23 protein-coding genes are annotated in these 26,724 nt (G+C 65.5%); 7 read left to right on the top strand and 16 right to left on the bottom strand.

What is annotated here, in order from left to right:
* Window positions 1-75 precede the first annotated feature (75 nt).
* From VN706_13900 to VN706_13885, 4 genes are read right to left on the bottom strand one after another with little or no spacing between them, the layout of a single operon-like run.
* Window positions 76-1,080, bottom strand: a complete 1,005-nt coding sequence (locus VN706_13900) for a glycosyltransferase family 2 protein (GenBank protein HXT16727.1) — start codon at window positions 1,078-1,080, stop codon at window positions 76-78.
* Entirely contained in the window at window positions 1,077-2,597 is a 1,521-nt protein-coding gene (locus VN706_13895; protein ID HXT16726.1) for an amino acid adenylation domain-containing protein, read from the bottom strand. Before VN706_13895 ends, VN706_13900 begins: the two co-directional genes overlap by 4 nt.
* Before the next feature lie 43 nt (window positions 2,598-2,640).
* Window positions 2,641-3,375, bottom strand: coding sequence for an SDR family oxidoreductase (locus VN706_13890; GenBank protein HXT16725.1), 735 nt, complete (start codon window positions 3,373-3,375; stop codon window positions 2,641-2,643).
* A 6-nt stretch (window positions 3,376-3,381) separates the two neighbouring features.
* Complete coding sequence (locus tag VN706_13885) at window positions 3,382-3,597, bottom strand: acyl carrier protein (protein ID HXT16724.1); 216 nt, start codon at window positions 3,595-3,597, stop codon at window positions 3,382-3,384.
* Between the two features lie 51 nt (window positions 3,598-3,648).
* Between VN706_13885 and rffA the strand changes: the two genes are divergently transcribed.
* Entirely contained in the window at window positions 3,649-4,812 is a 1,164-nt protein-coding gene (gene rffA, locus VN706_13880) for a dTDP-4-amino-4,6-dideoxygalactose transaminase (protein ID HXT16723.1), read from the top strand.
* On the opposite strand, the gene VN706_13875 is transcribed toward rffA, so the two are convergent.
* Window positions 4,807-5,622: a class I SAM-dependent methyltransferase gene (locus tag VN706_13875; protein HXT16722.1), complete on the bottom strand. Its 816-nt coding sequence runs from the start codon at window positions 5,620-5,622 to the stop codon at window positions 4,807-4,809. The two genes, rffA and VN706_13875, sit on opposite strands and share 6 nt — an antisense overlap.
* A 17-nt stretch (window positions 5,623-5,639) precedes the next feature.
* Between VN706_13875 and VN706_13870 the strand changes: the two genes are divergently transcribed.
* Window positions 5,640-6,368, top strand: a complete 729-nt coding sequence (locus tag VN706_13870; protein ID HXT16721.1) for a WbqC family protein — start codon at window positions 5,640-5,642, stop codon at window positions 6,366-6,368.
* On the opposite strand, the gene VN706_13865 is transcribed toward VN706_13870, so the two are convergent.
* On the bottom strand, window positions 6,350-7,705 hold the full coding sequence (locus VN706_13865; GenBank protein HXT16720.1) for a polysaccharide biosynthesis C-terminal domain-containing protein: 1,356 nt from the start codon (window positions 7,703-7,705) through the stop codon (window positions 6,350-6,352). The genes VN706_13870 and VN706_13865 overlap by 19 nt on opposite strands.
* Window positions 7,706-7,894: 189 nt before the next feature.
* On the opposite strand from VN706_13865, the gene gmd reads away from it, so the two are divergent.
* The 3 genes from gmd to asnB are packed head-to-tail and all read left to right on the top strand — an operon-like array spanning window position 7,895 to window position 11,747.
* Complete coding sequence (gmd, locus tag VN706_13860) at window positions 7,895-8,974, top strand: GDP-mannose 4,6-dehydratase (GenBank protein HXT16719.1); 1,080 nt, start codon at window positions 7,895-7,897, stop codon at window positions 8,972-8,974.
* Complete coding sequence (locus VN706_13855; GenBank protein ID HXT16718.1) at window positions 8,961-9,932, top strand: GDP-L-fucose synthase; 972 nt, start codon at window positions 8,961-8,963, stop codon at window positions 9,930-9,932. The genes gmd and VN706_13855 overlap by 14 nt, the downstream gene beginning before the upstream one ends.
* Window positions 9,933-9,947: 15 nt before the next feature.
* Window positions 9,948-11,747 (top strand): asparagine synthase (glutamine-hydrolyzing), encoded by a 1,800-nt coding sequence (gene asnB / locus VN706_13850; protein ID HXT16717.1) that lies wholly within the window; start codon window positions 9,948-9,950, stop codon window positions 11,745-11,747.
* 2 nt (window positions 11,748-11,749) lie between these two features.
* Here asnB and VN706_13845 read toward each other — a convergent pair whose 3' ends face one another.
* The 3 genes from VN706_13845 to VN706_13835 form a co-directional block, all read right to left on the bottom strand.
* Window positions 11,750-13,189, bottom strand: a complete 1,440-nt coding sequence (locus VN706_13845; protein HXT16716.1) for an MBOAT family O-acyltransferase — start codon at window positions 13,187-13,189, stop codon at window positions 11,750-11,752.
* Window positions 13,190-13,191: 2 nt separating this feature from the next.
* Window positions 13,192-14,208 (bottom strand): hypothetical protein, encoded by a 1,017-nt coding sequence (locus tag VN706_13840; protein ID HXT16715.1) that lies wholly within the window; start codon window positions 14,206-14,208, stop codon window positions 13,192-13,194.
* Window positions 14,209-14,277: 69 nt separating this feature from the next.
* Window positions 14,278-15,432, bottom strand: coding sequence for a glycosyltransferase (locus VN706_13835; GenBank protein HXT16714.1), 1,155 nt, complete (start codon window positions 15,430-15,432; stop codon window positions 14,278-14,280).
* Window positions 15,433-15,541: 109 nt separating this feature from the next.
* On the opposite strand from VN706_13835, the gene VN706_13830 reads away from it, so the two are divergent.
* Together VN706_13830 and VN706_13825 are read left to right on the top strand one after the other, a co-directional pair.
* Window positions 15,542-16,513: an NAD-dependent epimerase/dehydratase family protein gene (locus VN706_13830; GenBank protein HXT16713.1), complete on the top strand. Its 972-nt coding sequence runs from the start codon at window positions 15,542-15,544 to the stop codon at window positions 16,511-16,513.
* Window positions 16,510-17,538: a glycosyltransferase family 4 protein gene (locus VN706_13825; protein HXT16712.1), complete on the top strand. Its 1,029-nt coding sequence runs from the start codon at window positions 16,510-16,512 to the stop codon at window positions 17,536-17,538. The genes VN706_13830 and VN706_13825 overlap by 4 nt, the downstream gene beginning before the upstream one ends.
* Here VN706_13825 and VN706_13820 read toward each other — a convergent pair.
* The 7 genes from VN706_13820 to VN706_13790 all read right to left on the bottom strand — a co-directional run bounded on the left by VN706_13820 (window position 17,532) and on the right by VN706_13790 (window position 26,721).
* Window positions 17,532-18,746, bottom strand: a complete 1,215-nt coding sequence (locus tag VN706_13820) for a glycosyltransferase family 4 protein (GenBank protein ID HXT16711.1) — start codon at window positions 18,744-18,746, stop codon at window positions 17,532-17,534. The two genes, VN706_13825 and VN706_13820, sit on opposite strands and share 7 nt — an antisense overlap.
* A 109-nt stretch (window positions 18,747-18,855) precedes the next feature.
* On the bottom strand, window positions 18,856-19,884 hold the full coding sequence (locus VN706_13815) for a glycosyltransferase (protein HXT16710.1): 1,029 nt from the start codon (window positions 19,882-19,884) through the stop codon (window positions 18,856-18,858).
* Window positions 19,881-20,999: a glycosyltransferase gene (locus VN706_13810; protein ID HXT16709.1), complete on the bottom strand. Its 1,119-nt coding sequence runs from the start codon at window positions 20,997-20,999 to the stop codon at window positions 19,881-19,883. Before VN706_13810 ends, VN706_13815 begins: the two co-directional genes overlap by 4 nt.
* A 7-nt stretch (window positions 21,000-21,006) precedes the next feature.
* Window positions 21,007-22,812 (bottom strand): carbamoyltransferase C-terminal domain-containing protein, encoded by a 1,806-nt coding sequence (locus VN706_13805; protein ID HXT16708.1) that lies wholly within the window; start codon window positions 22,810-22,812, stop codon window positions 21,007-21,009.
* A gap of 77 nt (window positions 22,813-22,889) precedes the next feature.
* Window positions 22,890-24,032, bottom strand: coding sequence for a glycosyltransferase (locus VN706_13800; protein ID HXT16707.1), 1,143 nt, complete (start codon window positions 24,030-24,032; stop codon window positions 22,890-22,892).
* 8 nt (window positions 24,033-24,040) lie between these two features.
* Window positions 24,041-25,180, bottom strand: coding sequence for a glycosyltransferase family 4 protein (locus VN706_13795; GenBank protein ID HXT16706.1), 1,140 nt, complete (start codon window positions 25,178-25,180; stop codon window positions 24,041-24,043).
* Between the two features lie 5 nt (window positions 25,181-25,185).
* Window positions 25,186-26,721: a hypothetical protein gene (locus VN706_13790; protein ID HXT16705.1), complete on the bottom strand. Its 1,536-nt coding sequence runs from the start codon at window positions 26,719-26,721 to the stop codon at window positions 25,186-25,188.
* Window positions 26,722-26,724 lie beyond the last annotated feature (3 nt).

Here is a 26,724-nt window from a genome sequence, read left to right as displayed (position 1 = left end):
TGATGGAACGGTCGGGCGCCGGATCAGGCAGCGCCCACCATTCGGAAGCCCCGCATGCGTGACAGTGGCTCGCGGTCATCGCCGCCCGGTGTCCGATGCAACCGAGATGCGAGGGTCATCGCGACGGCCCAACGTTCGTGCGTCAGCAGCGCCGCCGTAAACCGCGCGGACGAGCGTATAGGGGCGCTGCTTCGTCTCGATGAAAATCTTCGAGAGATAGATGCCGATGATGCCGAGGCAAAAAATCGAAAGCCCGCCCAGGAACCACACCGACAGCATCACCGAGACCCACCCTTCGACACCCACGCCGCTCACAGCTTTGCGGATCAGCAGCCAGATGCCCATCGCGGCGGCGAGCAGCGAGATGATCATGCCGAGATAGAAAATGCCGATGAGCGGGACTTCGCTGAACGAGGTGATCGAGTCGATGAGCAAACTCCAACGCCGCCGAAGGCCGTACGTCGTCCGGCGTCGCATCTCCTTTTCGACCGGAACGCCTAGCTGTTTGTACCCGGTAATGACCCACAGGCCGCCAATCACGGTTTGCCGCTCGCGATGCAACAGCAGCGAGTCGACGTACGAGCGCCGCATGAGGCGCAGCGTGATGAGATTTCGCGGGACGTCGTACGGAATGAGTGCCTTGAACAGCCAGAACGCGATTCCACCGGTCAGGCGACGAACGACGTTGCCGCCGCGCAGTACCTGATAGCCGTAAATCACGTCGGCGTCCGTCTGGTGCAGCATCGTCCAGAACGTCGGCAGCAACTCGGGCGGTTCCTCGAGATCGCTGTCGATGAACAGACAGATTTCTCCGCGCGCGAAGTCCAGGCCCGTCATGAGCGCTTTGTGATGCCCGAAATTTCGCGACAGCTCGACGACGACAACGCGCGGGTCTCGGGCGGCGAGACCGCGCGCCATGGCGAGCGAGTCGTCCGGCGATCCGTCATCGACGATCACGATCTCGAAATCCGCGGTGATGCTCGCCGCGGATTTCGACATGCGCTCGTAGAAGCTCTCGAGCGTATCCGCCGAGTTGTACACGGTCGTGACGATCGAGAGCACGGGCGGAGTAGTCGTCATGAGGATTCCATCATCGCGCGCACCGCTCGACGATCGACCTTGCCGTTGGCGTTAATCGGAAGGTCGGCAACTCGGATCAGGTGTGCCGGTTGCATGTATCCCGGCAACCGCGCGGCACACGCGGCCTGCACGTGGGCTGTTACGTCGTCCTCATCGCAGGCAAACGCGGCACGGAGCTCGGCCGCCATGCCGTCTCGAACCACGACACAGACCGCACGCCGAACGCCGGCCACGCTCTGTATGACGAGCTCGATTTCCTCGAGCTCGATTCGGTGGCCACGGACTTTCACTTGATTGTCCGCTCGACCGTGGAACCAAAGGAGGCGGTCCGCGTCCTCGCGAACGAGGTCGCCCGATCGAAACCAAACCGAACGATACGATTCCTGCCGCGGATCCTGGCGAAAACGCGCGGCGGTCTCCTCCGGCGCGGCGTAGTAGCCGAGCCCGACGCACGGCCCGCCGATCCAAAGCTCGCCCACATCGTTTCGCGCGACGGGTGCGCCATCGGCATCGAGCACGGCGTATTCGAATTCTTCATGCATTCGGCCGAGCGCCGCCAAACCGGTCCCCGCGGCGGCCAATGCTGCGCCGTCGATCTCGAGGCTCGCGCAGATGCAGCTCGTCTCTGTCGGGCCATAGACGTTGATCAAACGCGCATGCCCCGCGAACGCTTCATGAAAGGCGCGCAGCTCGTCGATCGGAAACCCTTCACCGCCAAACAGGAACGTGCGCACGCTCGGAAGGGACCGAGGCCGCAGCAGCCGCAGACGCGCGAGCGTGAGAAATAACGTTGGAACGGCGAATACGACTGTGGCCGCACCCTCGCGCAGCGACTTGACCCACACCGCGGGATTGGCTTCGCCGGCCGTCTCCACCGGAATGAGTGCGGCGCCGCTCAACAGACCGCAATACAAATCGAACACGGAGTTGTCGAAGTGCAGCGGATTGAGGTTGGCGTAGCGCTGATCCATTCCAGTTCCGACATTGCGCTCCGCCCAACGCATGAGGGCGAGCACGCCACCGTGTGGAATGACGGCGCCCTTCGGTTCGCCGGTCGATCCGGAGGTGAACATCACGTACGCCGGCGATTGCGAGTGCAGCGCCGCTGGCGCCGGCACATCATCGTCCGCCAATTCCCCGAGCCACCGCGACCCCGAGTCGGCATCTTCCAGCAGGACCTGATCTGCGAATTGGCCCGGCGTCGCCGTTACGAGGAGTCGCGCTCCGACGCGGTCGAGCACACGGAGCGTGCGCGCTTCTGGTTGCCGTGGATCGATGAACACGTAAGGCGCGCCCTGACGAACGCAGGCGAGCCACAGTGCGTACGTCTCGCGTCGCTTTGGCAGTTGCAGCGCGACGACGTCGCCGCGCACAATGCCGCGCCGCGCGAGCCAGCTTGCGCATCGCTCGGCATCGTGGCGCAGTTCGGCGAACGTGACCGTCGTGTCGTGCAGCACGAGCGCCGGCGCGCTCGGGCCACGACGCACCGTCTCCTCGAATGCGTCCCAGAGCGTCACGCTCGCACGCGACGACGCCAGGACGCGAGAGGCGCTCCGAAGGTCAGAGTCGTAGCCCACCATCGACATCCAGCACGACTCCGTTGATGAACGTGTTCGATGCAAGCGCCTCGACCGCGTCGGCGATCTCGTCGGCCCGACCGAGCCGGCGCAGCGGAGTCGCTTTCGCGAGCGATGAGAGGCGTTCATCGGCCACCGCCGCGCGAGTCGACGCGACGTCGACGAATCCGGGAGCGATCGCATTGACGCGAATTCCCGCGGGGCCGAGCTCGGCCGCCATTGCACGCGTGAGGCCTTCGACACCCGCTTTCGCGGCCGCATACGCGGTCTGCCCCGCATTGCCGCGCGCCGACAGAGAGCTGAAGTTGACGATGGCGCCACCGCGTGTGCGAACCATGCGCGCCGCAACGTGCGACGATACGACGAACACGGTCGTGAGATTCGCGTCGAGCACGGCGCGCCAGTGGTCGATCGAGTGTGGCTGGAGTGCACCGCCTCGAACGGAGACCATCGGTTCGTTCCAGATCATTCCGGCGGCGTTCACCAGCAGAGTAATGCGATCGGAACGGGGAATCGCTGCGTCGATCGCCTCTTTCACCTCGGGCGCTGACGTCAAATCGACCGTGCGTGCAACGACGGTCTCGAACGTCGTGTGTGCCGGCGTTCGGTCGAGCACGAGGACCCGTTCGCGACGCTCGCCGTAGCGACGAACGATCGCGTCGCCGAGCGACCCGGCGCCGCCCGCGACCACGATCCACTGCCGTTGCTCGGCAGCCATGCGCGGTCACCTCACCTGGAGCAGATTCTCGATATCTTCGAGCGTGACCAAGCGCTCCAATTCCGTTTCATCGAGCTCACGTCCGAGGATCTCCTCCAATCGGCCGACCAGCAGCACCGTCGCGAGCGAGTCCCATCCTTGTATTGCGTTCAGCGGCGTCCGCGGCGCCAGTGGTGGCAGTTGCTGCTCCACGATCGCGGCCACCAGTGCCTGCGCGTCCATTCGAGATTACCTTCGATGAAAAGCCACGAGTCCGTCGGGAGTGAATGTATAATGGCGTCGCCGTCGCCGATAGCGGGAGCGCGTGCACGGATACCGTTCAATCGCCCGCTCGTCACGGGCCGAGAGGCGGAGTACATCGCGCAAGCGATCGAGCAGCGCTGGCTCTCTGGCGACGGTCCCTTCACGCATCGATGCCAGCAGTTGCTGCAGGCACGGCTCGGCGTCGAGACGTCGTTGCTGACGACGTCGTGTACGCATGCGCTGGAGATGGCCGCGCTCCTGCTGGATGTCGGCCCGGGCGACGAAGTCATCATTCCCACATTCACGTTCGTGTCGACCGCGAACGCGTTCGTGTTGCGAGGCGCGACGCCCGTGTTCGCCGATTCGCGCGCCGACACGCTCAACATCGACGAACGGCAGATCGAATCGCTCATCACGCGGCGCACGCGGGCGATCGCGCTCGTGCACTACGCCGGCGTGGCATGCGAGATGGACGCGATCGTCGCGCTCGCCAACGCGCACAAGATCGCCATCGTCGAGGACACCGCTCACGCGCTGCTGTCGGCGTATCGCGGACGCATGCTCGGCACGTTCGGCAGCACGGCGTCGCTGAGTTTCCACGAAACGAAGAATGTCACGTGCGGCGAGGGCGGCGCGTTATTGATCAACGACGCCAATCTCGTCGAGCGCGCCGAGATCCTGCGCGAGAAGGGCACGAATCGAAGCCGCTTTCATCGCGGGCAAATCGACAAGTACACGTGGGTCGACGTGGGGTCGAGCTATCTGCCCTCGGATATGCTCGCCGCATACCTGTTGGCGCAGCTCGAAGCGCTCGACGACATCCAGCATCGCCGGCGTGCGGTGTGGAACACGTACCATCGCGAGCTCGCGGCGTGGGCCGCGACACACGGTGTCGCTCAACCCACGGTGCCGCCGCACTGCGATCAGAGTTGGCACATGTACTATCTCGTCATGCCGACGGCCGAGGCGCGGACCGGCTTGATCGCGCACCTCGCCGAACGCAGTGTCTCCGCGGTGTTTCACTACATTCCGCTGCATCAATCGGAAATGGGGCAGCGACTCGTGGGCAACGTCTCGCTGCCCGTGGCGGAGTCGGTCTCCGAGCGTTTGCTGCGCTTGCCGATGTACGCGGACATGACCGAGAGCGAGCTCGCGTACGTGCTCGACTCCGTCCGTTCCTGGCGCGCCTCATGAGTATTTGCGAACAACGCCGACGACCGAGGATCCAAAGGGGACGACGCCGAACGAAACGATGCGGGCCTCGGCGCGGAGGAGCGCCGCGAGCGTGGCGTTGATCCACGCGGGCGGCGAGCTTTCGTCGTGAATAGCTCGGCGAACCTCACGCCGGCGGAGCCGGCTGACGGCGAACGGCAGGAATGTCGTGGCGTAGAAGTAGCTCGCCAACTCCAACCGTGCGCCGGGCCCAATCCGATCGACCAGCGAGCGAACCATCGCGCGCGTGTAGCGGCGGCGGTGTCCCGAATATGCGTCAATCGGCGACCAGAGCCAGGCGAACGCCGGCATCGTCACGATGGCGACGCCCATGGGCTTCAGAAATCCCAGCGCGTGCGCAAGGAAGGCCGCATCGTCGTCGATGTGCTCGAGCACGTCGAGCAGCAGGACGAAGTCGAATTCCTGCGCCGGATCGATCGCCGTGATGTCGCCGGGGAGCAACCCGAGCGTGCGGTCGGCCAACGCCGGCCAACTCGGTGCGGGCATCGCATCGACGCCGAGCGTCGGCGCGCCGCGATCGGTGAGCCACGCGGCGGTGTATCCCGAGCCGCAGCCGATGTCGAGCCCAACGATGCGACCCGCGGGGTCGCTCGGACCGAGCGCGCGCCGAAGGAGACGCCATACGGCGGCACGTCGCGACGTGAACCAGAAATGACTCGCTTCGATGCTCGCGAGCGCCGCGGCGCCCTCGGCCGGATAGTGGACCGACGCAACATCGAGGGCGGGAAGACGACCGCCGCTTCGTGCGAGCGCGATCAGCGATTGCGGCATACGGAGTGTGATCGGTGATGACGGTGCACAGCAACGGTGGCAAGACCGTCGCCATCAGCCAGTCCAACTACATCCCGTGGAAGGGCTACTTCGATCTGCTCGCGCGCTGCGATGAGTTCGTGATCTTCGACTCCGTTCAATTCACGCGCCGCGACTGGCGCAATCGCAATCGCATCAAGACGCCGCGTGGCCCGCAATGGCTCACCATTCCGGTGGAGGTGAAGGGCCGGTACGCTCAGCCGATCGACGACGTGCAGATCGCGTCGAAGGCGTGGGCGCGCGATCACTGGCGCAACATCGAGAGCAACTACGCGCGCGCGGCGGAGTTTTCGAGCACGGCGCCATGGTTGCACGAGTTGTTCGATGCGGCGGCGCCGCACAGCCGCCTGACGGACCTCAACGAGTTTCTGTTGCGCGGTATTGCGAACCGACTCGGAATCACCACCACGGTTCGGCGCGACATCGACGTGCTCGGTCGCTCCGCGCTCGCCGACATGGACGCGACGGAACGACTCGTGGAGCTCTGCACCGCGCTCGGCGCCACGCGCTATCTCTCGGGTCCTGCCGCGCGGGCATATCTGGACGAACAGCGCTTCCGCTCGAGCGACATCGAGGTGGTGTGGATGTCGTACGGGCCCTATCCCGAGTATCCGCAGCCATGGGGTCCGTTCGTGCACGAAGTCTCGATCGTCGATGTATTGCTGTGTGCCGGCGACGCGGCGCGCCGCTATCTGGAAACCGCGTGACCGAAAGCTGACCGGGTGCGACGCCGCGCGAACGCGGCGCCGGCAATGACGATCGCGCGCAGATCGCCGAGTCGCGGCACCAGCCACACCGCTGAAAAACCCGGAATTCTCCGCACGGCGCGCGTCACGAGCGTACCCATCACGATCAGGTAACTCGCGAGCGACGCGATGGCCGCTCCCGTGGCGCCGAACCGCGGAAACAGCACAGCGAGTCCCACGGCGCTCACCACGAGACCAATCATCTCCGGCATGCCGCCAAGCCCGGGATACCCCAGCCCGCGAAGAAACTCGTGCAGCAGCAAGTTGGCATACAGCGGAATCGCCGCGACGCACAGAATGACGGCCGGCGTCACGCCCGCCCGGAAGTCCTGGCCGAAGAGCAGCGGCACCGCAATCGGCGAAACCAGCGCCGCGATGGTGCCCGCGAGAAACAGCACGATGAACGCCCGACGCAGCGTTCGCGCCGCGGCGTGCAAGTCGTCCGTCCGCTCGGGATCGATGCGCGCGCTGCGCGCGAGCACCACGCTCGAAAAGCCGCTGCCGACCATCGACAGCGTCGACGACCACGCGAACGCCACGTTGTACGCGCCGAGCACCTCGAGCGGCGCGATCGCCGACATCAGGAGCTGGTCGAGCCGCAGGTTCAACTGATACGGCACGAGCGTGAACGTCGTCTTCGCGCCGAATGACAGAATCGACTTCGCGAGTGCTCCGTCGGGCTTGGTCAAACGCACGCGCGTCGTACGCTGCGCGAACGCCGTGAGCAGGGCGGTCGCCGCCGTTCCGGCGATCGCCGCGATCACGTACACGCGAACGGTCAAGTGCCCGGCCAGCGCGAGCACGACAATCGGCACCATTAGCAACGCGGCGCCGATGACCTTCATGAGCCAGTACATCACCACGCGGCCTTCGGCCAGCAGCGCGGCGGAGAACACGCCGGCCAACACCGAGAACGGAACCGATAGCGCATACGCGTTCGCCGCGCGCAAGCTGCCGCGATGGGTGAGCCCCAGACCGAGCCAATTCAGGAGCAGCGACGCCGGCAGCAGTGCGACGGCGAAACCAATCGCCAGGTACAGGCAGGCCTGCAGCCCGCGCTCACCCTGGCGCGCCGTGAAATAGGTGACCGTCTGGACGTTGATCACGGCGCCGACGCTCAAGGCGACCGTCGGCCAGATCGTGGCCGAGGTAATGACGCCCTTGCCTGTCGGACCGAGCGCGCGCGCGATGAAGATTCCGCCGATCAACCCGCACAACCGGACCGCCAGGTTCCCCGCGACAGCCGCTGCCCACGATTCAGTAGCGTGCAGGCGCTTTTCGGCCGGAGTATGGGTCATTCGGGGGAGGCGGGTAACACGGACCGGGAATTAGACTCGCAAAGTACGCCTGTGGCGACGGTAGGTACACTCTCCAGCGGGGATTTCACGGTGGCTAAAGTGTCTCACGTCCTCGCCACAGCTTGTACGGGAATACATATTTGACTGACCCTGAACCGCGCTGTTTGCGTGTACCCGAACGAGGACCGAATGTCTGTTGTTGGCGGATCGCCGCGCCGTGCTCTGATAACCGGAATAACGGGGCAGGACGGCTCGTATCTCACGGAGCTGCTCCTCGAGAAGGGCTACGAGGTGCACGGGATCATCCGGCGGGCTTCCACGTTCAACACGGAACGGCTGGAGCACCTCTACCGCGATCCGCACGACCAATCGACGCGGCTGTTCCTGCACTACGGGGATCTGTCCGACGCGTCCGGCCTGCGGCGCATCCTCGAGGCAGTCGAGCCATCAGAGATTTATCATCTCGCGGCGCAGTCGCACGTACGCGTCTCGTTCGACCAGCCGGAATACACGGCCGACGTCGTCGGCGTCGGCGCGCTGCGCATGTTCGAGGCGGTGCGGGACTACCGGCAGCGCACCGGCAACGACGTGCGCGTGTATCAAGCCGGCTCGTCGGAGATGTTCGGCGCCGCCTCGCCGCCGCAGAGTGAGGCCACGCCGTTCTATCCGCGCAGCCCGTACGCCGTCAGCAAGGTGGCCGCGCACTGGTTCGCGATCAACTATCGCGAATCGTACGGGATGTTCATCTCGAACGGCATTCTGTTCAATCACGAATCGCCGCGTCGCGGCGAGACGTTCGTGACGCGCAAGATCACGCGCGCCGTCGGCCGCATCAAGCACGGCCTGCAGCAGAAGCTCTTTCTGGGCAATCTCGACGCGAAGCGCGACTGGGGCTTTGCGGGCGACTACGTCGACGCGATGTGGCGCATGCTGCAGGCGCCGGCGCCGGGCGATTTCGTCATCGCCACCGGCGAGGCGCACAGCGTCCGCGAATTTCTGGAGATGGCGTTCGAGCAGGCGGAGCTCGACTGGCGGGAGCACGTCGAGATCGATCCGCGCTACTACCGCCCCGCGGAAGTCGACTATCTGCTCGGCGACTCGTCCAAGGCGCGGACCGAGCTCGGGTGGGAACCCCGCGTTTCGTTCAAGGACTTGGTGCGCATGATGGTCCGCGAGGATCTCGAGCGCGCCGCGGGTGAACGCGCGGCACTCGGCGTTCGCGCGGCGAACAAGCATCCCGTACACGAATTCGCGCATGCAACTCGATAGTCGCGTGTATGTGGCCGGCCACCGCGGTCTGGTTGGGTCGGCGCTGCTGCGGCATCTGCGAGCACGCGGCTTCTCAAAACTGATCGCGCGAACGCATGAAGAGCTCGACCTGGAAAACCAGACGAGCGTCATGCGCTTTTTCGCCGAGGAGCGCCCGGAGTACGTGCTGCTCGCGGCGGCGAAGGTGGGTGGCATCATGGCCAACAACACCTTCCCGGCCGATTTCATTCGCAGCAATCTGGCGGTTCAGCTCAACGTGCTCGAAGCCGCGTATCGCTTCGACGTGAAGAAGCTGCTTTTCCTCGGCAGCTCGTGCATCTATCCCAAGCACGCGCCGCAGCCGATCAAGGAAGAGTATCTGCTGAGCGGCGAGCTCGAGCCGACCAACCGGCCGTACGCCATCGCGAAGATCGCGGGCCTCGAGTTGTGCCGCTCGTACAACCGGCAGTTCGGCACGAACTACGTCAGCGTCATGCCGACCAATCTCTACGGGCCGGGCGACAACTTCGATTTGCAGAACAGTCATGTGCTCCCGGCGCTGCTTCGGAAATTTCACGAAGCAAAGACGTCGGGATCGCCGAGCGTGACGGTGTGGGGCACCGGCCGGGCGCGCCGCGAATTCCTGCACGTCGACGATCTGGCGGCGGCGTGCACGTTCGTGATGGAGCGGTACGATTCGTCGGAGATCGTCAACATCGGCTTCGGTGAGGACCTGACGATCGCGCAGCTCGCGCAACTCATTGCGGAGGTCGTCGGCTACGACGGCGAGATCGTGTTCGATACGTCGAAGCCCGATGGAACGCCGCAGAAGCTCCTGGACATCAGCAAACTGACCGGTCTTGGTTGGCGGCCAACGATCGGATTGCAGCAAGGATTGCGCGACACGTACGCCTGGTATGTGCGCGCGGTCGCGGATGCCGCCGAGCCGGCGCCCGCTGAGCGAGTCGCCGCGCGCTAGCGCGACGCACGGTTCATGTGCGGCATTGCGTCGATCTTCAACTATCGCGGCGGCGCACCGGTCGAGCTCGAGGAGCTCGTGCGCATTCGCGATGGAATGGATTGTCGCGGTCCTGACGGGCATGGCGAGTGGGTGAGCGACGACCGGCGTGTCGCGCTTGCGCATCGCCGGCTCGCGATCATCGATCTCAGCGATCTCGCCGCACAGCCGATGTCGACGCCCGACGGCGCGTTGGTCATCACGTTCAACGGCGAGATCTACAACTTCCGCGCGCTGCGCGATCGTCTCGAGCGGCGCGGCCATTCCTTCACCACGCAGTCCGACACCGAAGTGCTGCTCCATCTGTACATGGAGCATGGCGCCGACATGGTCCACGAGCTGCGCGGGATGTTCGCCTTCGCGCTCTTCGACGCGCGGCGCGGCGGCGTACTGCTCGCCCGCGATCACTTCGGGATCAAGCCGCTGTATTACGCCGACGATGGCGCGACCGTGCGCGCGGCGTCGGAAGTGCGGGCGTTGTTGCGCGGCAGCGGCGTCGATCGTTCCGCCGAGCCGGCGGCGCATGCGGGCTTTTTCCTGTGGGGCCATGTCCCCGAGCCGTACACGATGTACCGCGGCATTCGCGCGCTGCCCGCAGGATCAACCATGTGGATCGACGCCGCGGGTGCGTCGGCGCCGGTGAAGTACGCCGACGTCACCGCCTTGCTGCGGAACGCGGAGGAGCGCGCGCCGCGCCTGCATCCCGGTGAGCTCGAGCAGCGACTCGGCGACGCGTTGCGCGATACGGTGCGCCATCATCTCGTGGCCGACGTGCCCGTGGGTGTATTTCTCTCGGCGGGAATCGACTCGAGCACGCTGACCGCGCTCGCGTCGGAGAATGGCGGGACGCTCAAGACCGTCACGCTCGGCTTCACCGAGTTTCGCGGAACCGCCTTCGATGAAACGCCGCTTGCGGAAGAAGTCGCGAGATCGTGCGGCGCCGATCACCAGACCGTGTGGATCGGAAGCACCGATTTCAAAGAGCAGTCGAATCGGCTGCTCGAGCGCATGGATCAACCGTCGGTGGACGGCGTGAACAGCTATTTCGTCGCGCGCGCCGCGGCGAAGACGGGACTGAAAGTGGCGCTTTCCGGCTTGGGAGGCGACGAGCTATTCGGCGGCTATCCAAGTTTTCGCGACGTGCCGCGTCTCGTGCGCGCGCTCGGCGGCGTTCCCGGAACGGAGACCGTCGGACGGGGGCTTCGGTTCATCGCAGCGCCGATCGTCGGCCAGCTCACGTCACCGAAGTACGCGAGCGTTCTCGAATATGGCGGCACGTGGGGCGGCGCGTATCTGCTGCGCCGCGGTATGTACATGCCGTGGGAGTTGCCGGACGTGATGGACGCGGATCTCGCGCGCGAGGGATGGCGCGAGCTGCAACAGTTCGCGCGACTCGACGCGATCGTGGATGGCATCGAGGCGCCGCGTCTCAAGGTGTCGGCCCTCGAGGCGTCGTGGTACATGCGCAATCAGCTTTTGCGCGACACGGATTGGGCGAGCATGAGCCATTCGCTCGAGGTGCGCGTGCCACTCGTCGATTGGACGTTCTGGCGCGCGGTGGCACCGCTCATCGCGGCATGTCCGGGAAGTTTGCCCAAGCGCGCGATCGCCGAAACGCCGCGGCGTCCGCTGCCCGCCGCGGTGTTGTCGCGGCCGAAGACGGGCTTCGAGATTCCGACGCGCGAATGGCTCGTTGGAGAGCATGGCGCGAAATACGCCGGCCGCGGACTACGCGGGTGGGCGCGGTTCGTCTACGATCGATTCGCGCAGCGGTAGCGTCAGAACTGGAAGTAGATGAACGGCGCCTCGGCGGGCGGCCACAGAAGGAACAATGCGGCACCGACGACGACACACGCCGCGGCCGCCGCGATCGGCGAAGCGCGCCGCAATCGTTCGTCCAGGCCGCCGAAGCGTGCCGACCACCAGTGGACGATCAGGAACCCCGTCACGATCAGTAGCGTGGTGAATGGAGTGAGCGCGCCAAGGCCCACTTCGGCGAGGTGAAAGTTTCCGTCGAACAGCATGAACTTGCGCAATGCCAGAACCATGTTGTGCGTGCCGCTGACGCGGAACGGAATCCAGGTCAGGAGAATCCAGTATTGCATCAGTACCGTCGCGGCAATGCGATACCAGCGCCGCGTTTCAACCGCCGGTGTGACGCCAATCCGTCCCTTCACGCGATTCCAGCCCCGGTGCACCACGAGCGCGAGCCCGTGCAGCGCGCCCCAGAGCACGAAGTTCCAGCTCGCCCCGTGCCACAATCCGCCGATGAGCATCGTCAGCATCAGGTTCCGGAACGTGATCAACCGCCCGCGCCGGTTGCCGCCGAGCGGGATGTAGAGGTAATCGCGCAGCCATGAGGAAAGTGTGATGTGCCACCGCCGCCAGAACTCGGGCGGACTCGCCGCGACGTACGGCCGATCGAAGTTCTGAGGCAGCTTGTAGCCGACGACGCGCGCGACCGCGATCGCCATGTCGGTGTAGCCGGAGAAGTCGCAGTAGATCTGCACGTAGAAGCAGATCGCGGCGAGCCAGATGACGACGCTGCTCCAGTCGCCCGGTGCGCGGAAGATCGTGTCGGCGAACATGCTCACGCCGTCGGCGACGATCACCTTCTTCACCAGGCCGCGCAGAAACAGGAACAGCGCCTCGCGATCGAAGGTGATGCGGCGCGGCGCCTCGAGCTGATAGAGAAAGTCCGTCGCGCGCACGATCGGGCCGGCGACGAGGTGCGGAAAGAACGTGACGAACACCGCGTAGTCGAGCATCGATCGACACGGCGCAAGCCGGCGACGATACACGTCCACGGTGTAGCTGATCGTGTTGAACGTGTAGAACGAAATCCCAACGGGGAGAACGATGTCGAAATCAGTCCAGTTCGGCCGGTAGCCCAGCAGGCGAAACCCGAACAGCAGGTTGTGCTCGAAGAAATTGGCGTACTTGAAGAACGCCAGCAGGCCGAGGTTGGCCACGACGCTGATGGTGAGAAAGAACTTGCGCCGACCGTCGCTCTCGCTGCGGTCGATGCGATCGGCGGCCCAGTAGTCGATCGTCGCGGACGTGAGAATCAGGAGAATGAACGCCGGATTCCACCACATGTAGAACACGGCGCTGGCAAGGAGCAGCACGACTTTCTGATTGCGGTGCTGCCGCGCGATCGCGATGAGCGCGACCGTGATCGAGAAAAAGACGAGAAACGCCGTCGTGTGGAAAAGCATCGTTACGGCGCTGCGACGGATATCGGCGACAGCGCGGCGGCAAGCGCCCGCGTCACGATGCGCGACCCGCTCGCCGACGGATGGACGTCGTCGACAAAGTCCGAGGCGCCCAGTCGATCGTGCAGATCCAGCACGTCGAGGCCGAGCGCCGGCGCGCTCGCGATCCACGTTCGCAGTTCATCGAGATACGTTGCGGTTGCGCTTCGCAACCGCAGTGGATGCTCCGGCATGATCACGACCGTGAACTGTTTGCCGCGCGCGCGCAGTAGCGCGTTCATGTCCAGGATCTGTCGAAGGATGGCGGAGCTCGGGGCAAACGTCGCGTGCCGCGCCGCGTCGAGTTGCAGCAAATGCGTCAGCGCATCGCCGCGCACCGGCCGCGTGAATGGCGCCGGATGATAGAGATCGGATTGCGCGCGCTCGAAATCGAGGTCGCGGCGCAGCACACTTCTCAAGTAAAAATCAGCGACGGATCGAAACACCCACCGCGACTGCAGCGCCCCTCGCCACTCGGGCGTGTGCAGCATGGCGTCCAGCGCCGTATCGCGCGCGACGAGCGATGACAATTCTTGCGACGGGCGGTAGCCACTGAGCAGGAACGCCAGGTATTTGTTGAGCGGCACCACCGGCGCGCCGTGCGTCAGCTCGTCGATCGTAATGCCGAGGACCACGCGGTGAACCTCGGCAGGAAGCGCATCGGCGATCACCAGGCTTTCCGAGACGAGTTGACCGGTGGTCGCGAAATTCCATGCGGCCGGCCGGCCGGCAGGCGTCGTACCGAGAAGGCGCGCGTCGATGCCGTTCATGACGACGCTGTTTCCGACGGCGATCGTCGGGGGCACACCCGGCGAACGCATCGCGTGCATGATCACCGTGACTCGGCGAAGCTCGGTCGGAACGCGGCCGAACGCCGCGAGCGCGAGCGCGACGCCTATGAGGGCGCCGAGGGCGACGCACGCAGTGAGGAGCGCGGTGACGCGTGCGTCGCTCGCGTGCGATGCGACGCCCGATTCACTCAACCTTGGGGTCGGTCAGGCTGTTGAACTCGCGCGCGCCGGACAAACGCATCACGGACCGGATTCCTGACGTCACCCGCAAATCGTGCGGATGGTCTCGAGCGTCGTTGCGTACTGCCGCTCGAGATTGTAAGACTCGCGGTGCGCGCGATACGCGTTGTCGGCCATGGTCGCGCGGCGGCGAGTGTCGGTGAGCAGCGCGGCGACTTCATCACCCATCGACGCGGTGTCCTGCGGATCGACGACGATGCCTGCGCCGGTTGTCAGGACAAGCGCCTCGAGTGGCGGGATACGACTCGTGACGAACGGCAGCGCACACGCGAGGTAGTCGTTCAACTTCACCACGGCTGCGCCGGAGTACACGTTGATGATGCTGTCCGGCTCCGGAACGAACACACCCACATCCGCCGACCGCGTCAGATCCAGCAACTCGGTGAGCGGCATCATGTCCAAGCGCATCACGCGAGAGGTGAGACCGAGGTTGCGCGCCGCTTCCATGAACCGGGCCATGAACGCTGCATCGTAGGCCGGGCCCACCAGAACGAACGAGGACGTTGCGGGCCAACGAACCATCGAGCGAAGCACCTGTAGCAGACCTTTGTCCGCCGCAATCGATCCGTGGTAATACACGACATATTCGAACGGCGCACCCCGCTCGGCGAGCATGCGCCGCAGCACGTCTGTGCGTTTCCGCGGTTGGAGTGGCGGCGCGTTGGCGACGATCGTGCGCTCGAACCCCGCGCCGACTTCGGCCTCGAATCGTTCGGCCTTGCTCTCCGACGGCAGCACCACTCGCGTCGCGGCGAACGCGGCGCGACGCTCCAAGGGTTTTAGCGCGCGGGTAAATCGCCCGATTCCCTCGGACGCCGAGAAAACGTCGTAACAGTGATAGAAGAACGGAATCTTCGTCAGGCGGCTGATGAGATACGCGATTACGCCACCGTAAATGTCGAACCCGACCACCACACAGGCGGCGGTGCGTCGCGCGGACCTCCACGCAACCCACGAGAGGCGAAAGAAGTCGCGAACCGACCGCACACCGCCGCCGGTCGACCCAACACGCAGAACCTCGATTCCTCGCCCGTATTCCGGAATGACTACCTGACGGTCACCCCGGCAGCACACGATTACATGAAACCCTTCACCGGCCAGCAGACGCGACGCGTTGTAAGTCGTCGGGTAATAGTCCGTGTTCGCGTGCTGAACGAAGAGAACGGTCTTGGTCATTTGCCCTTGGCTACCGGCCGCGCGGCGTGCGCTTCTTTCCTTCACGTGCCGCGCGGGAAATATAGGCAAGCGAGCCGTTCCGCCGGTTATGTTTGACCTCGTGTCATTCATGTTCGTGACGGGAGCGAGCGGCTTCCTCGGCCACGCGTTGTGCAAGGAATGGGTTGAGCGCGGACTCCATGTTCGCGGGTTCATTCGTCGCGGATCCAAGATTCCCTCCGGCGTCGAGCCGGTGTTCGGCGACGATCTTCGCGATGAAGACAGCCTGCGCCGTGGGATGCATGGGGCAGGCGTCGTCGTGCATCTGGCGGCTCGCGTTCACCAGATGCGCGAAACGTCAGCCGACGCCGAGGCGCAGTATCGGGCCGTGAACGTCGAGGGTACGCGGGCCGTGTTATCTGCCGCGACGCATGCCGGCGTCGAGAAAGTCGTAATTACGAGTTCCGTCAAGGCGGTCGGCGAACGCAGTGAGCGTCCGTGGACCGAGCTCACGCCACCAGAGCCGCTCGACGCCTACGGCCGAAGCAAACTCGAGGCAGAACGTCTCGCGCTGTCGTGTGCACATGACATGGCCGTGTCCGTGTTGCGGCTACCGGCGGTGTACGGCCCGCAGATGAAAGGAAACATTCCGCAGCTCTTCGCCCTCGTGAAGCGAGGCATTCCCGTTCCGCTCGGCGCCGTTCACAATCGGCGCAGTTTCCTCTACAGCGGCAACGCAGTGCGAGCCGTCGACGCGGTGCTCGCGAGCGATGCGGCGGCGGGGTCGGTGTTTTTCGTGAGCGATGACGACGATGTATCCGCGGCGGAGCTCGTCCGGCGAATCGCCGCGGCGATGGGCCGGCCGGCGCGACTCGTTCCCGTGCCGCTTTGGATGCTGCGCGCCGGAGCGCGAATCGTTGATCCAATGCATGGCCTGTTTGGCCTGCCGGCCATGCGACCGGCTATCGCGCGCCTGACGGAATCGCTTCAAGTGGACATCACGCGACTGCGCAAGACGACACACTATACGCCGATCCCCATGCGTGACGCGCTCCAAGAAACGGCGATGTGGTATGAAGGCGCGCTGGCGCGGCCGCGATGACATTGGCAACGACCGCGATCGCACTGTTCTTCGTTTGTGTCGTGACGCTCGCGGCGACCCGCGTGTACATCGGATACGCGCGCCGGCGTCAGATTCTCGATATTCCGTCGCATCGCAGCTCGCACACCGTGCCGACTCCGCGCGGCGGCGGGGTCGCGATCGCGTCCGTCGTGTTGCTCGCGCTCGTCGTGATGGACGTCCTCGGCATCCTCACGGCGGCGCAGACGGCCGCCATGGCGGGCGGCGGCGCACTGGTCGCGTTCGTCGGCTGGATGGACGATCGTGGCGACGTGTCCGTGCGCAGTCGAAGCGCGGTCCATGTCGTCGCGGCAATCTTCGCGGTCCGGCTGCTTGGCGGTTTCTCGTCGATCGACCTTGGGTTGATCTCGATTCCGCTCGGGCCGCTCGGTCCGGTGCTCGCCGTCCTGTTCATCGTGTGGATGACGAACCTGTACAACTTCATGGACGGCATCGACGGCATTGCGGCGGGAGAAGCGGCCGTGGTCGGCGGGGCCGCGAGCCTCGTGCTAGCTTCCGCCGGTGCCGCGGGACTCGCGGCGATCGCCGCGCTGACGAGCGCCGCGTGCCTCGGCTTCCTCGTGTGGAATTGGCAGCCCGCGAAGATATTCATGGGCGACACGAGCTCCGGCCTGCTCGGCTTTCTGTTCGGCGCACTCGCCGTGGGTTCAGAGAATGCTCATGCCGTCCCGATCGTGTCGTGGGTGATGATGCTCGGCGTCTTCACCTTCGACGCGACCGTGACGCTGGTGCGACGTGTGCGACACGGTGAGCGATGGTATGAAGCGCATCGCAGTCACGCCTATCAACGCATGACGCAGAGCGGCTGGTCGCACGCGCGGACGACGAGCGCGGCGCTCCTCACGACGCTCGTACTCGCCGGGCTCGCCTGGTACGCGCAGCAGGCGCCCCGACGACTGCCGGCTGCACTGGTCGCCGGCTCGGTGATCTTGTGCGTGTTGTACGTGCTCGTGGAACGGCGCGCGCCGTTCCGCGGCAATCACTGAACGCCGCTGCCGTCGATGACGTCGCACAGCGCTGAACAGAGCAGCGCCTGGCTGAGACGCGCGCGCGCCATTCCGCGAGCGCGTTCGCCGATCAATTCGAGCGAACCGGGATTCGCCGCCGCTTCGTCGAGCGCGCGGACGACGCCGTCCACATCACCGTGCTCGAGCACCCACCCGACACGGAACTCGCGGATCAAATCGGCGAGCGGCGATTCTCGCGGCCCGATGTACAGCGATGGACGGCCGATCGCCAACGCCGCATAGATCTTGGATGGATGAACGATGCCGACGACTTCGTCACCCATCGTGATGACGTGCACGTCGCCGGCGCTGAGCGACTCGGGCAGCCGCTCCTCGGGTTGATAGGGCAGCGACACGACATTCGGGAGCTGCAGCCGCTCCACGTCGCGCTTTCGCGAGCCGCCACCCACGAACAGGAACGTGAAGCGCGGATCGTCGCGGAGCGCGGCGGCGGCCTCGAGAATCGTGTCGAGCGGATTGGCCGGACTATGATTGCCGCTGTACATGATCGCGAGCCGTTCGTTCGGCACATGCTCGGTGCGGAATGAATTCGCCTCGCGCGGAATCGCGACGAGCTTGTCGTCGTGCATCCACGGTGGAATCACCACCGCCTTGTCGCTCACGTCGACCTTGCGATTCACGCGCTCGAGCATGAAGCGGTCCAGCACGATGATCGACGCGGCCGCCGCCAAGGTCTTTCTATTCAACCAATTGAATAACCGAACCGATATGCTCCCCGGCCTGGCGCCGCCGAGCGCGACGAGTTGGTCCGGATTGAGATCCATGATCCAGTACACGAGGCGCGGGCGCCGAAGCGCGCGGAGAACGAGTGCCGCGAGTGGCACGACCGGCGGCGTCGTGCTGATCAGGAGGACATCGAGCCGTCGCATGAACAACGCGCGGAAGCTCGCCTGCGCGATGAACGACAAGCCGCCGATCAATCGCAACAGGATCGAGGTCTTGCCAAACCATGAAAACGGCAGGCGTCGGACCTCGACACCATCGATCACTTCGCGCGCCGGGTACCGAAGGGACGGGTCGTCGTAGCCGCGCGCTGCCGTGTAGACCGTGACGCGGTGGCCGCGGCGCACGAGCTCGGAGGTCGCGTCGGCGAGATACCTCCCGACGCTCGCGGGATCGGGCGTGTAGACCTGCGAGATGGCAACGATCGCGAGCGGTCGGCTCACCGAGTCGACCGATCGATCGTCTTCGCCGACACGAATTTGAACGGTGCGAACATGCGGGGCGCGGGAGTGGCGTGAAACGCGGCCCGATGCGCCGCGAGTGGGAGGCAATCTACAAACCGACGCGCGCCCCCTGAAGCGAGGCCGTCATCATCCGGCTCAGGCGGTCCGCATAGGTGTTGCATCCGGCCGTGACGTGCCGCATGACCGCCGTGGACAACCGGCGGCGCAGCGCCTCGTCGGCGATGAGAATTTGTGCCTTCAACGTCATGTCGCGCGGCGTGACAAAGAACAGGACCCGCTCGCCGTCCTCGCCGAACAGCTCGCGATGCTCGGCCGTGTCTTCGACGAGCATACATGCGCCCATCGCCGCCATTTCGAACGAGCGCATGACGTGACCGTCGCGGTTCGAGTGACGCACCAGGCAGAGGCTGACGCGGGCCGCGCGCGTGGCGCGCCGAATGGTCTCGGGACCGGCCTGTCCGCGCGTGAGCGCACGCGTGGCCGGATATCGCTCCCAGAAGCTTCCGTACAGCGACACGTTCGGGATATCCCGCGCCAGGTCAGCGATCAGCGCGGCACGTCCGTCATCCGCACCTCCGACGAAAATCACGTCGCTCGCCAAAGCGGCCGTGTCCGCCGGGGAGAGTTCCTCGGGAAAGCACAGCTCCGGATCATAGCCGAACGGAAGAAACTCGACATGCCGGCAGCCCGCGCGCTGTAGGTCCGCGATGTTCGCGCGGCGTGGCGTGAAGACGACGTCATACGCGGGCAGCGCGCGAAGAAACCAATTTGCGCGGCTGATCGGGCTCCACGGGTCATCCGTGGTGAAGTTCGCGGTACGGATGTCTGCCGCGCGAATGCGTCCAAGATCGCCGGCCGTGATCGGCACGGCGCCGGTGGCGATGAGGAGCTCCGGTCGGTCGCGGAGCGCTCGCTCGCGCACCGCCCGGCTGAACGATCCCAGTCGCGGCGGGCGATGGTCGAAGAAGTGCCACGCCACTCGCTTGAGCCACCGCGGTCCGCGCGCCGCCTCGAGCGCGTTCGCGAAGGCGGCCTCGTGGCCCGCCAGTTTCGCGGCTCTGAAGAGCGACCACCCGACGTTGGTGCCGCCCTCGTTGCCGACGATGAGAATTCTCATACAGCGCGCGCGGTCGCTTCGCCGGCTCGTCCGGGACGTTTGACGAACCGATACAGGGTCGCCCGCGCGCGCGCGAACAGCACTTGTGGCATGGCCAGCGCCGCGATCGTCGCCGCCGTGTAGAGTGTGCGAACGAACAGGCGCGTCGCGCCCGACGCCGGCACCTCCTTCAGGATGCGCGCCGGGGCCATCCCGCGCGCCACGCCGACGGCGTACCCCCACGGCTGCACACGGCGATACTCCAGCAGCCAATACGGGTACGTGATCGCCAGGATTTGACCAAAGATGCTGCGAATGGCGCGCTGCAGGCCGTCCTTGGCCAATGCGGGCTCGATCGCGTCGTACAGCAACGCACCCAGTCGATTGAATGGCAATTCGCGACGCTTGAACGACGATTCACGCGGGCGGCGCGCGTAGCTGTCGACGCTCTCGTTGGGAATGCGAATGTCCTTCCGCACCATCGGCTCCGCGATCTCGAGCAGCGCGTGGCCGGTCGCGATGAGCCGGCAGCCTATGTACATCTGATACATCTCGCTCCCGTCCCAGCGCGTCGTGGCTTCGCGATGCGCCGCCGCGCGGTCGAGCAAAATCCCGCTGACGAAACTGAAATTGCGAAAGTGTTGGAGCGCCACTTGGGCGTCGCCGTCGTATCGGGCGGTCCGCTGAATGCGTCCGGCGCGTTCGCCGGTGACATAGTCCGCAAAGTCGGTGATGACGACGCCGAGCGGCGCGTTGGCGCGAATGAGCTCCGCGTATCGTTCGAGGGTGCGCGCATCCGCGAGGGCGTCGTCATTGCCCATCAACAGGCAGAACCGGCCGCGGGCCAGGGCCATCGCCGCGCGCAGGTTGCCGTCGTAGCGAAGATTGTGTTGCTGCACCACGTAACCGAACGGAATCCGCGCCGCACGCAGAAAGGCAACGACGTCTTCGTGGCGCCCCTCCGGTGACACGTCGTCGGAGATGCACACTTCGAACGAGCGTTCTGTTTGGTCTCGCAGCGTCTCGAGCGCGGCGATCAGAAAGGGAAAGCGACTGTACTGCGGAATGCACACCGAGAACAGCGGCGTCTCCGCCGATCGTTCCTCGAAGAGCAGTGGCCGCGCGCTCGAGGACATTCCGCGATCAACTCGGGCTCGTCACAACCGCGGCGCGATGCACCGGCTGACGGCGCACGATCATATTGCCAACGACGATGGCGTCCATACGCGTGCGGAGAAAACAGTCGAGCGCCTGCTCCGGCGTATCCACGATCGGTTCGTTCTCGTTGAAGCTGGTGTTGAGCACGACCGGCACGCCGCTCAATTGCTCCACCGCGCGGATCAACTTGTAGTAGCGCGGGTTCGTTTCGGCGCTCACGGTCTGCAATCGCCCCGTCCCGTCCACGTGCGTGATCGCCGGAAGCACCGCACGCTTGTCGGGCTGAACGGGATAGACCTGCTGCATGAACGGATCGGGGGCCGCGTCGACGAAATAGTCATGCAGCGCCTCTTCGGCGATCGACGGCGCGAACGGACGAAACTTCTCGCGAAACTTGATGCGCGTGTTGATCAGCTCCCGCACGTCGGAGCGGCGCGGATCGGCGAGGATGCTGCGATTGCCAAGCGCGCGCGCCCCCCACTCCATGCGGCCCTGGAACCAGCCGACGACATTCCCGCCGACGATCAACTGCGCCGTTTCACGACACAACTCGTCCTCGTCCCCGTACTTCGTCCATTCGTACTGCCACTCCGGATCGTCGCGCCGCGCGATGGCTTCCGTGATGTCGGCGCCTGGATACTCCGTACCCCAGTAGCCATGGGTCATCACAAACGACCGCGGCTGACGCAGCACCTGGTTCCACGCGTAGTAGGCAGCGCCGAGTGCTGTTCCATTGTCGCTCGACGCCGGCTGCACGTACACATCGGTGAACGGGGTGTGCGATCGTACTTTGCCGTTGGCGACGCTGTTCATGGCACAGCCGCCGGCGAGACAGAGGCGAGGATTCTTCGTTCGCTCCCACAAACCGTTGAGCACGTGGAACGCGCACTCTTCATAGACGGCTTGCAGCGAACGCGCGAGATCTTCGTGATGCGGCGTGAGCGGCTCGTCCGGCCGGCGCGCTGGGCCGAGCAACTGCTCGAGCGCGGGCGCGTACACGAGACCGAGCGTCGGATACCCTGAATCCCATTCCATCTCGACGCCGTCGCTCCAGTGACGGAAATATTCCAGCGCCAGCTCGAAGGTACCCCCGTCCTTCAATTTCACGAGCTCGCGGAGCGGCTCGACGTGCCGCGGACTGCCGTACGGCGCCAGGCCCATCACCTTGAATTCATCGCCGTACCCGTGAAAACCCAGATACTGGGTGACGGCGGTGTAGAACATTCCCAACGAATGCGGGAAGAAGACTCGCTCCAGCACCTCGAGCGAATTCCCGCGGCCAACCGCCATGGAGGTGCTGACGAAGTCGCCGAAGCCGTCGATCGCGCACACGGACGCGTCGTCGAACGGCGAGACGAAGAACGTGCTGGCGAGGTGCGCCGGGTGATGCTCGACGAAATGAAGCTTCGGCAGATCGTCCGCGGGACGCCCCAACGCCGCGGCCAGGGGCGCGTGGATGTCACGCACCTTCGCCGCGTTGCGCATCCGGTCGCGAATCAGCGCCAGGCCGGGTCGCCGTGACAAGGCGAACGCCGCCTTCTGCAGCAGATTCGCGCGCGGATTGCGGCTGATCGCGACATGCTGAACCTCCGCGCCCGTGATGCCGCCGATGTCCAGGCACCTGGCAATCGCCATCGTCGGAAAGCCCGCGTAATGCTTTACGCGGCGAAACCGTTCCTCTTCCAGCGCGGCAACGACCACGCCGTCGCGCAGGAGCACCGCGGCCACGTCGCCGTGATAGGCGTTGATTCCCAACACGTACGTGGATTGGCGCGAACGACGAGAATTCATGAATGCAACAATTGAAATCGACGAAAAAAAAAAAGACGACCGGAGCGTCACGACGCGCTCGGCGTCGCCGACGGCATTCAGCCGAACGAAAGATACATCTCCTCGAGCGCCCGGCCGATGCGGTCGACGGAAAAGCTCGACTCCACCGCCGCCGGACCGGCGACGGCACAACGCGCCTGCAACGCGTCGTCACCGATCACCTGAACGATCGCGGCCGCGAGCTTCGCCGGCTCGCGCTCGACGACCACGCCCAGCGCATGCCGCCGTACGAACGACGACAGCTGCACTTCGGGCGACACGATCACCGGGACCCCGGCGCCGATCGCTTCGAGCACCGCGACACCGAAATTCTCGTGCTTCGACGGCAACACCACGAGCGCGGCACCCGCGAGGAGTTCAGCCTTGCGCGCACCTGAGACGAAGCCCGCGAACTCCACGCGCGACGCAATGCCAAGTTGTTCCGCGAGCACGCGAAGGCTCTCGACATATGCAGCCTCGCCGTCCCCCGCGATCACCAGCCGCGCCGCCGGACGGCGCGCCACCACCTCGCGCCATGCCGCCAGCAACGTCTCCAGCCCCTTCACCGGGTTGAGACGCGCCAGAAATACGACGGGCGCGTCGGTGCCGGGAGCACGCGGCAAGCGGAGCGCATTGGGAACGTACGGCGGCGGCACGACGACCACACGCGACGGATCGAGCGCCACGCGTTCGCGAGCTTCGTTCGCTTCCACATCCGTGGTGAACTGGACAGCCGCCGCGCCGGTCACCACACCGCGATCCACGAGCGTGAAGTACGCTCGCTTGAGCAGCCGGCGGCGATGCTCGTAACTGTAACGCGAGAGCATCCCGCACGGGCGCACCACGTACGGTACTCCGGCCCGGCGGCAGATCCACGCCGTGACCGCACTGACCGGATTGAGCAAAGTATGAATGTGCACGACGTCGAAGGTCCGGACCTCGCGCCTCAGCCACATCCACATCGCGCGCGAGGCCACGAACGCACCGCGTCCCTGGCCCGGAAAGAGCCGCAGCGTGAACGAATCGTCGCGCTCGTGCAGGCCGAGCGGGCCCTCGTGCGCGAACACGGGCGCCGCGATCGTGACGTCCTCCCCCGCCGCCGCGCCGGCGTCGGCGAACGCCTTCGCCGAATACGTCGGACCCCCGTAGCTCACCGCGGCACTCGGCAGCGTATGCAGCACGCGCAGCCGGTTTGGCCGCATTTGCCGAGTCATCCGCGGCGCGGCGTCTGTTCGCCGAACGCACTCGCCAACAGAGCGCCGAGCCGATCGCGGTATCGCGGATAGGTGAACTCCGCCTCGTAGCGGCGGCGACCGGCCGCGCCCATCCGCCGGCACAGTTCTTCGTTATCCAGCAGCGTCGCCACGGCGTCGGCCACGCCGCCGATGTCGTCGGGATTGACCAGCAAGCCGGTCTCCCCCGGCACGATGATACCCCCAGCCGCATCGCGGTCGGAACCGATGCATGCACGACCCGCCGCCATCGCCTGCAGATATACAAGGCCGAATCCTTCGCCCTGACTCGGCATCGCGAACACGGCGACGTTCTCGAGCACATGCTGCAGCGTGGCGTCGGACACGAATCCAGTGAACAAGACGTCGTCGCCAAGCTCGAGCGCGCGTGCTTTCTCGATGAGACGCGCGCGATCGTCCCCTTGACCGACGATCACGAGCTGTGCGCCCGGAACGCGCTCACGAACGATCGGCCACGCCTCGAGCAATTGATCGTGCCCCTTGTACCGCTCGGCAGCGCTCATGCGGCCCACGATGGCGACGCTGCGGGGACGAAGTCGCGCGAGGAGCGCGGTGTCGGCCTCGCGTCGCGGAGAAGCCGGCGTGTTCAGCAAGGCGAGCGGGCATGCAACGACGTCGCCGACGTCGGGATGCGTCGCGCGGACCTTGCTCGCCGTGTGCGCGGAGACTGCGATCCGCACGCGCGCGCCGCGCAACGCCGCGCGGCGGTCGCTCGACAGTGCCGAATCCCACACCTCGATGCCATGCAGGATTATCCCGTACGGACGACGCAGCGGGGTAGGCACGAGCCGATAGGCTCGCGCCACCGACAGATGATTGAACAGCCACCAATCGACCCGGCGGCGCGTGTCCGCGGCGATGAGTTTCGCGGTGAATCGGAAACGCTCGCCAATCGACACCCCGGTCGCCGCACGCGGTGCGAGCTCGATCACCCGACGCGCGTCACCGCTCAGCTCCCGCAGCACCGCATCCGCCAGGCGCGCGGAGTACGCGATACCATCGCCGCTGCCACCGAGCGCCACAACGGCAAACCCCGGCACACCAAGCGCGGCACTCGCGCGATGCGACCGGGCGCGCGCGTTCTCGATTGCCGTCACCGCGCTCAGGTGGCTGCCCCGAGAACTGTGTTGTGCACGGCGACGACCGCCTTCGGGCGCGGCACGCGAACCAGCTGCCGATAGACCAACCACAGCGCGACACCGTTCATGAGCAATCCACCGAACGTCACCGCGAAGTCCGACTCGATGTTCAACAACGGCAACAGCAGCGCGGCACCCGCCATCGAAAGCTCCGGCGGCTGTCCAGGGCGATTCACGACGCGCTCGAGAAACGCGTAGATCGAGCCAATGGCCGCCATGCCGAACAGCACACCCATCGGGCCGAAATTGACGAAGAATTCCAGCAAGTACGGCAGATTGACGGACGTGCCGAAGTCGAAATCGCCGATGTAGTTGTATCGATGGCCGAACATTTGGCCGACGGACGACACCGGCTTGGACGGCCACAGCGCGCGCGGTATCGCGACGCCAATGAGCGCGACGTACGTCCCACCGTTCCAGTACTTGATGTATCGCGGCGTCAAGCGATACACGTCCGCAAAGATGTCCGCGTACGCCGAACGGCCCGCAACGAGTGTTGCGCCGTCGGTGATAGTCCCCCAGACACCGTCGGACGCGACGCGGTCCTGCGCGACGTCGTGCAACACGGTCAACCGCTGGCCGAGTGTGTAATTGGTTCCGCCAAACCAGACGACCGCGCGGAATTGCACGGCGAGACCGCGCAACGTGACGATCGCGACGCCGACCACGAGCACTCCGACGATTGCGCGCCAGCCGACGCTGCCCTTGGCCAGCCAGTAGGCCTCGAGCACCGTGACGGCAAGCAGCGCGAGCCCCGAAATCTGACCGGTCGCCAAACGTCCCACGACCATCGCGGCAAGGCCGGCGTAGAGCATCAACTTCGCGCGCTTCGGGAGCACGCCCTGCAGCTGCATGACGATCAGCAGGCCGAGCGCGAAGAGTCCCAACATTTGCATGAACACCAGTATGCCATGCAGGACGAGCGGAACACCCAACACTCGCAGCGGCTCGAGCACGACGGTGCAGTAGAGCAACATCAACGCGCTGCGCACCAGTCGTCGGCGCAACGCCGGTGCCGACCGTGGCGGGTTCACGAACGCGGTCGGCGACACGTTGCGCCGCGCGATGAGCGTGTACACTCCGAGCAGGATCAACCACCCGACGAGGGCCAACGTGATCGGCGCGGTGTAGTCGTGCCGCGGATCGAGCGGCGACATCTGGTCGAGCCCAATGCGGTAAAACACGTTCACCTGCCCCAACGCCAGCTGCAGCGCGAAGTTCAGCCCGTACAACAAGCCGATCAGCGGCATGAATGGCAGCGGCGGGCGACGGTGTAACGGCTTGCCGAGATACGTCCACGCCGGCGCGAGCGACGCGACCCACAGCGTGAACGCCAGGGCGCGCGGCAACGCGGGAAGTCGCGACGGCGGCGCGAACATCGCCGTGATGAACGGCGCGGCCATCAACACCAGGACGATGACACGCAGGCCGGTGGATTTTCCGGCGGTGTGGTGCGCGGCGCTCCTCTCGCCTGTGGCGATCGCGTTGACCTGGCTCATGCG

The organism is Gemmatimonadaceae bacterium, from assembly GCA_035606695.1.
Lineage (GTDB): Bacteria > Gemmatimonadota > Gemmatimonadetes > Gemmatimonadales > Gemmatimonadaceae > JAQBQB01.
The sequence above is the reverse complement of the archived record's forward strand: the minus strand, read 5'-3'. Positions and strand labels throughout refer to the sequence as shown.